The organism is Sulfitobacter sp. SK011 (assembly GCF_003352065.1).
Taxonomy (GTDB): Bacteria; Pseudomonadota; Alphaproteobacteria; order Rhodobacterales; family Rhodobacteraceae; genus Sulfitobacter.
In genome coordinates, this window is sequence record NZ_CP025803.1 from 2631685 (window position 1) to 2645193 (window position 13509).

Consider the following 13509-nt stretch of genomic DNA (forward strand, 5'->3'; position numbering starts at 1 on the left):
GATCACTTCGGCCAAAGCACCAGATCGGCGACAAGGCCCGCATGGTCAGATCCCAGCAGCGGACGCATTTCCAACGACCCTCCGCCCGGGGCAAGCACCATATCAATCGGCAACGGTATATTTCTCAGATGCAGTGTCGCACGCGCCGGACCTGCCAATTGGGTGCCTGTTAATGCCGCGATCCTGCCAACCCTGCCCGACCAAGGAACAATGTTAAAGTCACCCGCAACGATAACCGGGCCATCAAGTTCTGACAGCAGTGATATCGCATCCTTTTCATTCTCAGAACTGTCATGCGGCCAAGGCCAGGGAATATGCGCAGAGGCAACCCAGACCCGTTGACCCTTTAGCAGGATCGGCGCGGCCAGCACTGCACGCGAATCGGAGCATATAGGATCACCGTCAAACGGAAGCCGAGACGCCAGAGCAATGCCGCTCCACCGTGAAAACCTGCACACATACTGGTGCGGAAATTCCGCTTTCAACTGTTGAAGCGCCGGGTTGTTGTGCACCGAGACCTCCTGAAGCATGACAACGTCGACATTCGCAGCCTCTATGTCCGCGACCACCGCAGAAAATTCCTTGTTACCGAACCAGAGGTTCTTGGAATAAACCCGGATGTCTCCGCCTGACTTCTGCGGCAGAAAGGAAACTGCAACCGTTGAAATTGCCAGCAGCGCGATGGTCCCAAAGGCAAATCTGAGCGTGAGAGAACGCGCAACGAAAATGCCCAGAATGCAGATTATCCCGAATACCGGCCTTCCAATGGCGACGGTATCCGCGCCACGGTGAAATTGGCCAAGGTAGCCAACAATAACGAGCAAAGCCGCTATTGATATCAAGCCAAGGAAAGCTTTGCGCACCATGTGACCTGTTTCCAATGAATTCCTGCCGACCATCTGAGTATCTCAGTTAGAACACAACCGGTAGTCGAAAATATGGCACCAATCAGGGTGCGCGCTCGTGCGCTCAGACCAGACAGCTGCCATATCGGAGACGCCCCTCATTCCGACCGCTGCAACACCGCCGATATCGGGGCCAATGACACCTTTCCCGCGCGGTCCTGCAAGCCCCAAAGCAGCAGCGCCGATATCGTATCCGGGCGCAGACGGCCCAGCATGATCACGGCCCCTTCCTGATTTGCCCGAAAGGCGGCCTGATCCAGAAACCGCCGGATCACCTGCGCGGTTTGGTCCTTGCTGTCAAAATCACGGAACACCGGATCGGCGGGCACGCCTTTTTTGCGGGCAAGCTTGGGCATGGTGTTCAGCCCCTTGTCCTGGGTGATCAACCCATGCCCTGTTTGCGCCAGAATCTCGGTCACCTGATCGGCCACACCGCGTGACCCTTGCAAGCCACCCTTGGTGCCTTCGAGCACCCCGACAACTTCAGGCAGTTTGGACAATATCACACCAAAGGTGGTTTCCGCATCCACCGGTGCCGCCCCTTCGGGCAGATCAACCATCGCCAGAACCTCAAATCCTTCATTTCGGTAGAGCGCCATACGTTCAGCCGCATCGTCCAGACTGCTGTCTACCGCAAAGCTAAGCGGATAGGGAAAGCTGCGCAGCGCAGCTATACCGGCGCTTCCGGAAGTAAGCGAACTGCCATCGTCAATCAGAACGATACCCATCAGGGGTTTGTTGTCAGGGTTATCAAACGCCTGCGCGAAAGCATCAATCGGCAGCGCATTTTCGCCCACCTGCCCCGCAACACCCTCCGCTGGTGCATCAATTGGCACAGCACCTTCGGCTGCCGCATCATTATTGGTCAGGCGATTGACGACAACGCCGCCACTGCGCTCTGTCAGTGACACAGCGGGTTTTCCAATGGCCGGGCGCGCAGAGGCTGGCGTGCCCTCTGCTTCGTTGGCCGCTTCGGTTTGTGGTGCCTCCGGCGCTTTTGGAATTGGCAAAATCACGATGGGTGGCGGGTCCACCGCAGTGACCGCAGGTTCTGCTACCGCAGGTTCCGCTACTGCAGGATCAACGGGTGCATCCCGTTCTGGAACCACGGCAGTTGCAACCTGTGCGGCTTCTTCTGCCGGAGCAGGATCGCTGATGCCCTCTTCAGCCACGGGCAGCACCGGCCCAGGATCAATCGCGTCTTCGTTGGATGGTTGCGCAGGCGCATCAAAGGCCCCCTCAACGACCTCAGCCAGCGGCGCGGGCGGCTGTGCAGGTTCTGTGCTGATGGACAGATCATCCGCCGCTGCCGGTGCCATCGGGGCAAGCGCTTGCGGGTTCGGCAACACAGGGTCATCGCCTTGAGGAACAGCGCCACCCAAGTCTGACCCAACAGCAGGCGTTTGCAGATCATCTGCGGCACCTGTTTGGGGGATCGCAGCGGGGGTCACGGTATCAGCGTTGATCCCGGCAAGGGTATCTGGTTCCGGTGCCGAAGTTTGCACGCCGACCTGACCCGTCACTGGCGCACGGTCGGCATTGCTGCTTTGTTCACCGCTGCCGGGTTCAGCAATCTGTGTCGGCGCAACGGCCTCAGCCGGTGCCGCATCGCTGACCTCAGGTGGCATTGGCAGGGGTGCCAGCACGGATGCCACCCCACCTACCCCAACACTTACAATTCCGCCCCAAAGAACGCCGCTCAAGAATCCGCGTGCCATGTGTGCATTCTCCTGCTGTCTGCTTCCGCGCGTGACGCGGCCTTCTGCCCTTTGCCGGCTTTTCGGTTGCACTCTTGACGTACGCGCGCAAGCCTGAACATGTGTGGCACGACATATACGCTGCCTTGCCGGCGTTTCTCTAGTCCTAATGCCTGGCCCAAAGACAAAGATTTGCCCATTGTTGCTGCTCATAGATAACTACGACAGTTTTACCTACAACCTCGTGCACTATTTAGGGGCGTTGGGGGCCGATGTCGCGGTGCACCGCAACGATACGCTAAGTGTTGCCGATGCGATGGCGATGAAACCTGCTGGTATATTACTGTCCCCGGGCCCCTGCGATCCTGATCAGGCGGGCATTTGCCTTGAGTTGACCCTCGCGGCGGCAAAGGCGCGGCTGCCGTTGCTGGGGGTCTGTCTGGGACATCAGAGCCTTGGACAGGCGTTTGGCGGCAAGGTCGTGCGCGCAGGCGACATCGTTCATGGCAAATTGGGCCAGATGCACCACGACAGCACCGGTGTTTTCGCAGGGCTGCCCAGCCCTTTCGCAGCAACGCGGTATCATTCGCTGGTGGTGGAACGCGAAAGTTTGCCTGCGTGCTTAAGGGTCAACGCCACCCTGCAGGATGGCACGATCATGGGCCTGCAACACCGCGAATTACCCCTGCACGGCGTTCAGTTTCACCCGGAATCGATCCGGTCCGAGCACGGGTTTGCGCTGCTGCAAAACTTCCTCAACGAGATGAAGGTCCCTGCATGAGTGATGCACTGAAACCCCTGATTGATGCGTCTGCAAATGGCCCGCTGACCCGGCAACAGGCCGCTGAAGCGTTTGAGATTCTGTTCGAGGGCGAAGCCACGCCAAGCCAGATCGGTGGATTTCTGATGGCGCTGCGCACGCGCGGTGAAACGGTAGATGAATACGCCGCTGCCGCCAGCGTCATGCGTGCCAAATGCCACAAAGTCGTGGCACCCAAAGGCGCGATGGACATTGTCGGCACGGGCGGCGACGGCAAGGGCACTTTGAACATCTCGACCGCAACGGCATTTGTTGTGGCGGGTGCGGGCGTCGTGGTGGCCAAACACGGCAACCGCAACCTGTCCTCCAAATCCGGTGCCGCAGATGCGCTGACGCAAATGGGCCTGAACGTCATGGTCGGCCCAAAAATCGTCGAGCGCGAATTGGCCGAGGTCGGCATCGGCTTTATGATGGCCCCGATGCATCACCCTGCGATTGCCCATGTGATGCCGACGCGGTCAGAATTGGGCACGCGCACAATCTTTAATATATTGGGGCCATTGACCAACCCTGCGGGCGTCAAACGGCAACTGACCGGGGCCTATCGCCGTGACCTGATCCGCCCGATGGCCGAAACGCTGGACGCTCTGGGGTCCGAAAAGGCGTGGCTGGTTCACGGCTCCGATGGCACCGATGAGTTGACGATCACCGGCGTAAGCTGGGTCAGCGGATTGGACGACGGCACTGTGTCCGACTTTGAAATACACCCCGAAGATGCTGGCCTGCCCGTGCATCCATTTGAGGCAATTCAGGGCGGCACACCCGAAGAAAATGCACGTGATTTCAATGCGCTGCTGGACGGTGCGCCCTCTGCCTACCGCGACGCTGTGTTGCTGAACTCGGCGGCTGCTTTGGTGGTCGCCGATGCCGCACCCGACCTGAAAGCCGGGGTTGAGATGGCGCGCCACAGCATCGATTCCGGTGCCGCGCGCGACAAGATCACCCGCGTCGCAGCGGTCAGCCACAGCAAATGAAATTCGACCTCAGGCGGCTTGGAGACTGGGCCGACCTGCCCTTCTTTACCGAAAACCTGCCCCGTATTGAATCGGCGTTAACGGCGGATAAGCGGGTTATTTTCCCGCCGCAAGATCAGGTATTTACAGCGTTGGAAATGACCCAACCTGATGATGTAAAGGTCGTTATTCTGGGACAAGACCCGTATCACACGCCCGGCAAGGCAGATGGTTTAGCCTTTTCCATCACCCGTGACTTTGGCGGACGATTGGACAGTTTAGGAAACATTTTCAAAGAGATGCAGAGCGATCTGGCCCTGACCCGCACCCGTACCGACCTTGGTGATTTGGCGGATCAAGGCGTGCTTTTGCTCAACACAATCCTCACGGTGCCGCAGGGCAAAGCGAAAGGCCACGCCGCGCTCGGCTGGCAGGAACTGACGTCGCAAGTATTGGCCCGATTGGCCGACCGCCCTCGCGCCTATCTGCTTTGGGGAACCCCAGCGCACAAGGTCGCGCAGGATGTGGACGCCCAACAAAATCTCAAAATTGAGACCAAACACCCCTCGCCGCTGTCCGCATACGGTGGGTTTTTCGGCTCAAAGCCGTTCAGCCGCACCAATGCATGGTTGCAGGCGCAGGGCAGTCCCTGCATAAACTGGGGCAACCCATAAGAGAGCGTTATGACCGACACCATTCTGGATAAGATCAAGGCCTATAAGCTGGAAGAAATTGCCGCCGACAAGGCTGCCAAGCCTCTTGAGGCGGTGATATCAGAGGCGAATGCAGCCCCCCCGGTGCGCCCCTTTGCCGACGCCCTGCATGATGCATCCCGCGAAGGATACGGTCTGATTGCCGAGATCAAGAAGGCCAGCCCCTCCAAAGGATTGATTCGTGCCGACTTTGACCCCGCGACCCTCGCCGCGGCCTATGCTGAGGGCGGCGCAACCTGTCTGTCCGTTCTGACGGACACCCCCAGTTTCCAAGGATCCAAAGACTATCTTGCCGAGGCCCGCGCCGCCTGCACACTTCCCGTACTGCGCAAGGATTTCATGTATGACACCTATCAGGTGGCCGAAGCACGCGCGCTGGGGGCCGATTGCATTTTGATCATCATGGCGTCGGTGTCTGATGCCCAGGCGGCTGAACTGGAAGAGGCCGCGACGGAATGGGGCATGGACGCGCTGATCGAAGTGCACGACGCGGCCGAACTGGAGCGCGCAAGCAAACTTGAGAGCCGCCTTATCGGGATCAATAACCGAAACCTCAAGACCTTCGAAACCACGCTGGATACCACCCGCACCCTGTCAAAAAAGGTGCCTGCCGACCGCATGATCGTGTCGGAATCAGGGCTGAGCACACCCGAAGATCTGGCAAATCTGGCGATGTACGGTGCCCGGATATTCCTGATCGGCGAAAGCCTGATGCGGCAATCCGATGTCGAATTGGCGACCCGCGATCTATTGGCCAATCCGCTGACTGCCGGAGGGATGTGAATGGCCCTTACCCATTTTGATGCCAAAGGCGATGCGCATATGGTTGATGTGTCCGACAAGGCAGTCACGGCGCGCATTGCAGTTGCAGAAAATCACATCAAGATGCGGCAGGAAACCTTTGATATCATTACCGAAGGGCGCGCCAAGAAGGGTGACGTGCTGGGCGTTGCCCGACTGGCCGGGATCATGGCCGCGAAACGCACGGCGGACCTCATCCCGCTTTGCCATCCGCTGCCAATTACATCGGTTGCGGTTGATTTTATCCCAGATGCAGACCTGCCCGGCATCCGCATCACCGCAACCGTTAAGACCACAGGCCAGACAGGGGTCGAGATGGAAGCGCTCACAGCCGCATCGGTCGCCGCGTTGACCGTCTATGACATGACCAAGGCGGTGGATAAGGCCATGGAAATCGGTGGACTGCGCGTTGTGCTCAAGGACGGCGGCAAATCGGGTCGGTTTGAGGCGTCATGATCTCTGTTGAGGCCGCCCTTGCGCAGCTTTTGTCGCTTGTGCGCCCTTTGGATGTTGAAGATGTGCCTTTGCGCCACGCCGCCGGCCGCGTTCTGGCCCGCGATGTTGCAGCAACGCGCACGCAGCCGCCTTTTGCCGCCTCCTCTATGGACGGCTATGCCCTGCGCCGGGCCGAGGTTGAACCGGACGCGATGTTCAAAGTGGTGGGTGAAGCCGCTGCCGGGCACCGGTTCGAAGGCGCGCTTCGTGCAGGTCAGGCGGTGCGGATATTCACTGGCGCGCCGGTTCCAGAAGGTGCCGATTTTGTCGTGATCCAAGAGGATGTGACCCGGCGTGGAGATCTGATCACACTGGGCCACCGCATTGGAATCAAAGACAATATTCGCCCAGCCGGTGGTGATTTTGAGGTGGGCCAGACCCTTCATGCCCCCCTGCGCCTGCGCCCGGCTGATATTGCCTTGCTTGCCGCAATGAACATCGCGGATGTGCCCGTCACCCGCCGCCCCCGCGTGGCAATTTTGGCAACCGGGGACGAGCTGGTTCAACCCGGCGAGGTCCCCGGCCCCGATCAGATCATCGCCTCAAACAGCTACGGCCTTGCCGCGATGCTTGAGGGTTTGGGGGCGCAGGTTCACATGTTGCCGATTGCACGTGACACCGCAGCCTCTCTGAAACAGGCGTTCAGCCTTGCAAAAGGGTCTGACCTGATCATCACCATCGGCGGCGCGTCCGTCGGTGATCATGATCTGGTGGCCCCGGTCGCTGCTGAAATCGGTATGGAACAAGCGTTCTACAAGGTCGCCATGCGCCCCGGCAAGCCGCTGATGGCAGGAAGGCTGGGTGATGCCGCAATGATTGGGCTGCCCGGCAATCCCGTTTCTGCGATGGTCTGTGGCACGGTTTTTGTCGCACCCGTGGTCTGCAAAATGCTTGGGCTGGGCGAGCAGGCAACACCGATGCGTCAGGCACCGCTGGCGCGCGCGCTGCCTGCAAATGGTCCCCGTGCGCATTACATGCGCGCCCGCATCACAGACGGCGCGCTGCACCCCGATGACCGACAGGACAGCTCACTTTTGTCTGTGCTTGCGAGCGCCGATGCGCTGCTGGTGCGCCCTGTGGATGATCCGGCCCGCAGGCCCGGTGACATAGTGAATTATATCGTTATCTGACGAATTTCACACAATTCGTTGACACAAAACAAGAACATCCCTAGAACAAATCAAAACCACTGTTCAGGGAAAATGCCCAATGCTGACCAAGAAACAACTCGATCTGCTGGCGTTTATTCACAAACGGGTGCAACGCGATGGCGTCCCGCCCAGTTTTGATGAAATGAAGCTGGCCCTGGATTTGCGGTCTAAATCCGGCATTCACCGCCTGATCACAGCACTTGAGGAACGCGGCTTTATCCGCCGTCTGGCGCACCGCGCCCGCGCGATCGAAGTGGTCAAACTCCCTGAAAGCCTTGGCGGCTTGCCCAATCCCGGCTTTGCGCCGCGGGTGATTGATGGGGATCGCCCCGATGTGCCGCGGCCCCCTGCGTCTATGCCGACATCCACCGTGCACGCGATTGAATTGCCTGTGATGGGTCAGATTGCGGCCGGTGTCCCGATTGATGCCATCAGCCATGTGTCCCATTCCGTTTCAGTGCCCAACGGCATGATCGCGGGCTCTGGTGAACATTACGCGCTTGAGGTGAAGGGTGATTCGATGATCGACGCCGGGATCAACGATGGCGATGTCGTGGTGATCCGCGAAACATCCGTGGCAGACGATGGTGACATCGTTGTGGCCCTGGTCGATGACAGCGAAGCCACGCTAAAGCGGTTCCGGCGCAGCGGTTCTTCCATCGCTCTTGAGGCGGCGAACCCCGCTTACAAGCCAACGGTGCTGCCGTCCAACAGGATCAAGGTTCAGGGCCGTCTGGTCGGGTTGATCCGCACATATTGACTGGCAAGTTGCCCCTGATCGGGCTTGGGCCAGTTGGTCCAGGGTCGTTCGCCAGCCAGATCGCGGGCTGTGATCATCTGCCAACCCTGCTTGGTGCGATTGAGTGCAACCGATCCTGTTTGTCTCAGGCGGTCCGGGTCAAACACATCGCAGTCTGACTTTGCCAGATCCGGGGCCGGAACAGAGGTAACAACGATCTGACCCGCGCTGCATCCGGCAAACCCTGCAACGGCCCGTTTGCCCGACAAATGGATGACCTGGCCCCCTGACCAGCGCGCGGCGGCCTGTTCCTGAAATGCGCCGTCTCCGTCATTTTCCAACCAGTTGCGCGCAACAAACCCGGCCCCCTTTTCCTTGCTCAACGCACGCCCCGCAGGGGTCATCAACCCTACCAGCGTTCCGTTGTCCGCGATCAGGACACCGGGCCGTTGAGCCCCGTGCCACAGCAAAAAGGCCAAGGCCATCGCCGCGATGCCACCCCAGCGCAGACGACCTTGCCACAAAATCAGGAACAAAAACCCAAGCGCCAACATGGGCAAAACCCATGCCCCCGGCCCCGGCACAAATCCCCGCGCGCCATCAAGGCCCGCGACTTCATGTGCGACGCCCAAAATCCAACGCAGACCCAGCGCCATCGCCCATAATCCGATCCATTCCAGACCGAAAACCGACAACACCAACGCAGCGACCGCCGCCGGGATCACCAATATTCCCATCAGCGGCACGGACATCAGATTGGCGATCAGCCCGTAATGGGCAATCGCGTTGAAATGCGCCGCGGCAATCGGGGCCGTGGCGATACCCGCCACGGCAGAAGACACAAAGACAGCCATCACAGGGCGCAGCCAACGCGGTATGAACGCCAGTTCAACGCCGCGCAGCCAGCCAAATACAGCCACAAGCGCCGTTGTCGCGGCAAAAGACATCTGAAACCCCGGACCCATCAGTGCCTCAGGCCGCAAGACCAGCACAATAATCGCCGCCACCGCCACAGCACGCAGCGAAATGGCCCGCCTGCCGATCATCAGCGCCCCCAAGGCGACGGCAACCATGACAAAGGCGCGTTCCGTGGCCACATTGCCGCCCGAGAGCGCCAGATAGCCCGACGCCGCGATCAGCGCGCCGCAAGCGGCGATGCCCTTGGTTGGCCAATTCAGGGCGATGCGCGGAACGGCCACCAGCAAAAGCCGCAGCGCGCCAAACACCACTGCCGTGACCAACCCCATATGAAGCCCCGAAATCGCCAAAAGATGGGCGAGGTTGCTGGCGCGCAGATCATCCAGCGCCCCTTGGCTGATTGCACTGCGATCCCCGGTGGTGATGGCAGTCGCGAACCCGCCGATGTCCCCCGGCAGAGCGGCCTGAATACGGGCTGATGCCGCCATACGTATGCGAAAGACCGCAAGCCCCGCATGCCCCGCCTCGGCGCGCGCAGCGCCCACCAGCGGCACGCGGGTATAGCCCACGGCCCCCAATCTTGCGAACCACGCATGGCGCTGAAAATCGAAGCCCCCCGGTTCAACTGGTCCCGAAGGTGGCGACAGATGGGCGGTTGTCATCACCCGCAGCCCCGGTTCGGGGGTAATCCCGCCCACCGCGTGACCATGCAAAGAGATGCGCACCCGGTCCGGCGTGCGGTGCGGCGGCACCCGGTCAAGGCGGACCTGATCAAGCGTCAGGCGCAGCGCGTCAGACTGGCTGCGATCCATTGCGACCACCCGCCCCTCAACCGCGCCGTAGTAACGCCAGCCAAGGACCGGCCCTGCGACATGATGGGTTCGCACACCCGCAATGATGAACCCGGCCAGACAGAGCGCAATACCAGCGGCCATTGGTGACACAGCTTCGGGCAAGCACCACCCAAAGATGGCAAAGACCAGCATCAAGGCGAAAAGGCCTGCAAACATTATAAACGATGGTTCTGTCAGAATGTTGAAATAGGTTCCGATGCCCGCCGCAAGGCAAACGGGAACCCAGCCGATCAACATGCCGCGTTGGTTGGGAAAGAGAGATGCCAACGGGATGAGGAACGATGCGGTCATCTGCGCAGTTCGCCCCATGCTTGCCCCCGGTTGATGCACTGTTTAGACAGACGTGAGACTCTAGCGGGTTCATGGTTAGCAAAAGGTAAACGCGAGGATAAGCGCGCACCAAACAAGCCTCCCCGCACTCTACATCCTGAACAGAAAGTCAGCCATCCATGTCTTTGCCCGTTGTCACCCGCTTTGCCCCGTCCCCTACCGGATTTTTGCACATTGGTGGCGCGCGCACGGCACTCTTTAATTGGCTTTATGCGCGGGGCCGTAGCGGGAAGTTTCTGCTCAGGATCGAAGACACCGACCGCGCACGTTCCACGCCCGAAGCGACCTCTGCAATTCTGCAAGGCATGGCCTGGCTTGGCCTTGATCATGACGGCGATGTCGTCAGCCAGTTCGAAAACGCCCCGCGCCACGCTGCAGTGGCCAATGAATTGCTGGCCAAAGGGGCGGCCTTCAAGTGTTTCGCAACCCAAGACGACATTGAAGCCTTTCGCGAGGCCGCCAAGGCCGAAGGACGCAGCACGCTTTACCGATCCCCCTGGCGCGATGCCGACCCTGCCGACCATCCCGATGCGCCCTATGTGATCCGTATCAAAGCACCAACAACAGGCGAAACCGTGATCCGTGACGCGGTGCAGGGTGACGTGACCATTCAGAACGATCAACTTGATGACATGGTGTTGCTGCGGTCTGATGGCACGCCGGTCTATATGTTGGCCGTGGTTGTGGATGACCATGACATGGGCGTGACCCATGTGATCCGCGGTGACGACCACCTCAACAATGCCGCGCGGCAAATGATGATCTATCACGGCATGGGGTGGGATGTACCGGTCTGGGCCCATATCCCGCTGATCCACGGGCCTGATGGCAAAAAGCTGTCCAAACGCCACGGGGCTTTGGGCGCACAGGAATATCAGGCAATGGGCTATCCCGCCGCTGGCATGCGCAATTATCTTGCCCGTCTGGGGTGGAGCCATGGTGACGACGAATTTTTTACCGACAAGCAAGCCATGGAATGGTTCGACCTGGATGGCATCCGCCGCAGCCCGGCGCAATTTGACATCAAGAAGCTTGAGAATATCTGCGGCCAGCATATCGCGGTTGCAGATGATGCCGCATTGCGGCGCGAATGCGAGGCATACCTGGCTGCGGCTGGATTGCCTGCGCTGACTTCCGCACAGTCATCCGGATTCCAGGCGGCGCTCTACTGTCTCAAAGAACGGGCGAAGACATTGCCGGAACTTCTTGAAAAAGCACATTTTGTTCTGACATCCCGGCCGATTACCCCGGATGACAAGGCATCAAAAAACCTTGATGATGTATCCCGTGGTATGCTGTCTGAATTGACGCCGCATCTGCAAAATGCTAGCTGGAACAAAGAAACGCTGGAAGAGGTGATGAACGGCTTTGCTGCCGCGAAAGAAACCAAATTCGGCAAGCTGGCAGGGCCTTTGCGTGCGGCCCTTGCAGGGCGCGCGGTGACCCCATCGGTTTTTGACATGATGCTTGTGTTGGGACGTGATGAAACTCTTGCCCGGCTAACAGACGCAGCGGCCTGACATCGGTTAACCCCGCAGCAAGGTTGAGTAAGATAACAGACAAGGCAGCCCCCCGAGGGGCCATGCCCAGACGGCGGGAAGATACCCGCAGCCAACATTCGGGAAGGGACTTCATGGCTGAGAAAAAGAAATCCGCGACATTGACCATCGACGGCGACAATTACGAGTTGCCAATCCTATCGCCCACCGTGGGCCCGGATGTTTTGGATATTCGCAAGCTTTACGGCCAGCTGGATGTTTTTACCTACGACCCGGGCTATACCTCAACAGCAGCCTGCGACAGCACAATTACGTTTATTGACGGTGAAGAAGGCGTGTTGCTGCACCGTGGCTATCCGATTGATCAGCTTGCAGGCAAATCTCACTATCTCGAGGTGTGCTATCTGCTGCTTTATGGGGAACTCCCCTCGCCCAAGGCGCTTGAGGATTTCGAGACGCTGGTGACAAACCACACCATGATCCACGAACAGATGATGTATTTCTTCCGTGGCTTCCGCCGTGACGCACATCCAATGGCGGTTATGGTTGGCGTTGTTGGTGCAATGTCCGCGTTTTATCACGACAGCACGGATATCGCAGACGAACACCAGCGCGAGGTTGCGTCGATCCGTTTGATCGCAAAAATGCCGACCATTGCCGCGATGGCCTATAAATACACAATTGGTCAGCCGTTTGTGTACCCGCGCAATGATCTGGATTACGCGTCAAACTTCCTGCGCATGTGTTTTGCCGTGCCCGCAGAGGAATACGTGGTTAACCCAATCCTCAGCCGCGCGATGGACCGGATATTCACGTTGCATGCGGACCACGAACAAAACGCATCCACATCCACCGTCCGACTGGCATCTTCGTCAGGCGCGAACCCGTTTGCCTGTATCGCGGCCGGTATTGCCTGCCTTTGGGGCCCTGCGCATGGCGGCGCAAATCAGGCCTGTCTTGAGATGCTCAAGGAAATCGGCACACCTGACCGCATTCCCGAATTCATCGCCCGCGCCAAGGACAAGAACGATCCCTTCCGTCTCATGGGCTTTGGCCACCGGGTCTATAAGAACTTCGATCCCCGCGCCACGGTGATGAAAGAAAGCGCTGACGAGGTTCTGGAACTGCTGGGTATTGACAACAACCCGATCCTGCAGGTCGCCAAAGAGCTTGAGAAACAGGCGCTGGAAGATCCGTACTTCTCAGAGAAGAAACTGTTCCCGAATGTGGACTTCTATTCCGGGATCATTCTGGAAGCGATGGGTTTCCCGACGTCGATGTTCACGCCCATCTTTGCCCTGTCGCGCACAGTTGGCTGGATTTCCCAGTGGAAGGAAATGATCGCCGATCCACAGAACAAGATTGGCCGTCCGCGCCAGCTTTATCTGGGTGAAACGAAACGCGATTACGTGGATATTGAAAACCGCTGATCAGTTGAACACATGATAGGGATGCCTCGGCTTTTGTCGGGGCATTTTCGTTTGTCTGATGTCTTACAGGTCTTGCGTGTCCGGCCCGGCCAATGCTGAACAGCAGTGTCACCCGATGCATCACAGAAACGCCCAGACACTCACAATAAGTAGAGAATCACTGTTTCTGGTCGCTCGGACAGTTTGGATATAATCCTGCCTGGT

At 59.0% G+C, this 13509-nt stretch carries 11 protein-coding genes and 1 pseudogene; 9 read left to right on the plus strand and 3 right to left on the minus strand.

Annotation, left to right across the window (positions count from 1 at the left end; translation table 11 throughout):
• Positions 1–2: 2 nt before the first annotated feature.
• Positions 3–866, minus strand: a complete 864-nt coding sequence (locus C1J02_RS13010; RefSeq protein ID WP_162798324.1) for an endonuclease/exonuclease/phosphatase family protein — start codon at positions 864–866, stop codon at positions 3–5.
• Positions 867–1003: 137 nt separating this feature from the next.
• A complete protein-coding gene (locus C1J02_RS13015) occupies positions 1004–2623 on the minus strand; it encodes a divergent polysaccharide deacteylase family protein (RefSeq protein ID WP_114878963.1) in 1620 nt (539 codons plus the stop codon).
• Positions 2624–2801: 178 nt separating this feature from the next.
• Between C1J02_RS13015 and C1J02_RS13020 the strand changes: the two genes are divergently transcribed.
• The 7 genes from C1J02_RS13020 to lexA all read left to right on the plus strand — a co-directional run bounded on the left by C1J02_RS13020 (position 2802) and on the right by lexA (position 8295).
• Positions 2802–3383 carry an aminodeoxychorismate/anthranilate synthase component II gene (locus C1J02_RS13020; protein WP_114880556.1) on the plus strand — a complete coding sequence of 194 codons (582 nt, stop codon included), beginning with the start codon at positions 2802–2804 and terminating at the stop codon, positions 3381–3383.
• Positions 3380–4396, plus strand: a complete 1017-nt coding sequence (trpD, locus tag C1J02_RS13025) for an anthranilate phosphoribosyltransferase (RefSeq protein ID WP_114878964.1) — start codon at positions 3380–3382, stop codon at positions 4394–4396. The genes C1J02_RS13020 and trpD overlap by 4 nt, the downstream gene beginning before the upstream one ends.
• A complete protein-coding gene (locus tag C1J02_RS13030; RefSeq protein WP_114878965.1) occupies positions 4393–5049 on the plus strand; it encodes a uracil-DNA glycosylase in 657 nt (218 codons plus the stop codon). The genes trpD and C1J02_RS13030 overlap by 4 nt, the downstream gene beginning before the upstream one ends.
• Positions 5050–5058: 9 nt before the next feature.
• Positions 5059–5871, plus strand: coding sequence for an indole-3-glycerol phosphate synthase TrpC (gene trpC, locus C1J02_RS13035; RefSeq protein ID WP_114878966.1), 813 nt, complete (start codon positions 5059–5061; stop codon positions 5869–5871).
• Positions 5872–6345, plus strand: a complete 474-nt coding sequence (moaC, locus tag C1J02_RS13040) for a cyclic pyranopterin monophosphate synthase MoaC (RefSeq protein WP_114878967.1) — start codon at positions 5872–5874, stop codon at positions 6343–6345. It begins immediately after the preceding gene.
• A complete protein-coding gene (gene glp, locus C1J02_RS13045) occupies positions 6342–7514 on the plus strand; it encodes a gephyrin-like molybdotransferase Glp (RefSeq protein ID WP_114878968.1) in 1173 nt (390 codons plus the stop codon). The genes moaC and glp overlap by 4 nt, the downstream gene beginning before the upstream one ends.
• 79 nt (positions 7515–7593) lie before the next feature.
• A complete protein-coding gene (lexA, locus tag C1J02_RS13050; protein ID WP_114878969.1) occupies positions 7594–8295 on the plus strand; it encodes a transcriptional repressor LexA in 702 nt (233 codons plus the stop codon).
• Here the strand turns inward: lexA and C1J02_RS13055 are convergent.
• A pseudogene (locus C1J02_RS13055) lies at positions 8259–10410 on the minus strand (ComEC/Rec2 family competence protein). The gene lexA and the pseudogene C1J02_RS13055 sit on opposite strands and share 37 nt — an antisense overlap.
• A gap of 85 nt (positions 10411–10495) precedes the next feature.
• Here C1J02_RS13055 and gltX point away from each other — a divergent pair.
• A complete protein-coding gene (gene gltX / locus C1J02_RS13060) occupies positions 10496–11896 on the plus strand; it encodes a glutamate--tRNA ligase (RefSeq protein WP_114878970.1) in 1401 nt (466 codons plus the stop codon).
• 113 nt (positions 11897–12009) lie between these two features.
• Positions 12010–13305, plus strand: coding sequence for a citrate synthase (locus C1J02_RS13065; protein ID WP_114878971.1), 1296 nt, complete (start codon positions 12010–12012; stop codon positions 13303–13305).
• Positions 13306–13509: the final 204 nt, after the last annotated feature.

What these genes read in the sequence shown, in the direction of transcription:
- lexA (WP_114878969.1), top strand. Translation starts at nt 7,594, where the DNA reads ATGCTGACCAAGAAACAACTCGATCTGCTGGCGTTTATTCACAAACGG.
- C1J02_RS13010 (WP_162798324.1), bottom strand. Translation starts at nt 866, where the DNA reads ATGGTGCGCAAAGCTTTCCTTGGCTTGATATCAATAGCGGCTTTGCTC.
- C1J02_RS13065 (WP_114878971.1), top strand. Translation starts at nt 12,010, where the DNA reads ATGGCTGAGAAAAAGAAATCCGCGACATTGACCATCGACGGCGACAAT.
- C1J02_RS13030 (WP_114878965.1), top strand. Translation starts at nt 4,393, where the DNA reads ATGAAATTCGACCTCAGGCGGCTTGGAGACTGGGCCGACCTGCCCTTC.
- gltX (WP_114878970.1), top strand. Translation starts at nt 10,496, where the DNA reads ATGTCTTTGCCCGTTGTCACCCGCTTTGCCCCGTCCCCTACCGGATTT.
- moaC (WP_114878967.1), top strand. Translation starts at nt 5,872, where the DNA reads ATGGCCCTTACCCATTTTGATGCCAAAGGCGATGCGCATATGGTTGAT.
- trpC (WP_114878966.1), top strand. Translation starts at nt 5,059, where the DNA reads ATGACCGACACCATTCTGGATAAGATCAAGGCCTATAAGCTGGAAGAA.
- trpD (WP_114878964.1), top strand. Translation starts at nt 3,380, where the DNA reads ATGAGTGATGCACTGAAACCCCTGATTGATGCGTCTGCAAATGGCCCG.
- C1J02_RS13015 (WP_114878963.1), bottom strand. Translation starts at nt 2,623, where the DNA reads ATGGCACGCGGATTCTTGAGCGGCGTTCTTTGGGGCGGAATTGTAAGT.
- glp (WP_114878968.1), top strand. Translation starts at nt 6,342, where the DNA reads ATGATCTCTGTTGAGGCCGCCCTTGCGCAGCTTTTGTCGCTTGTGCGC.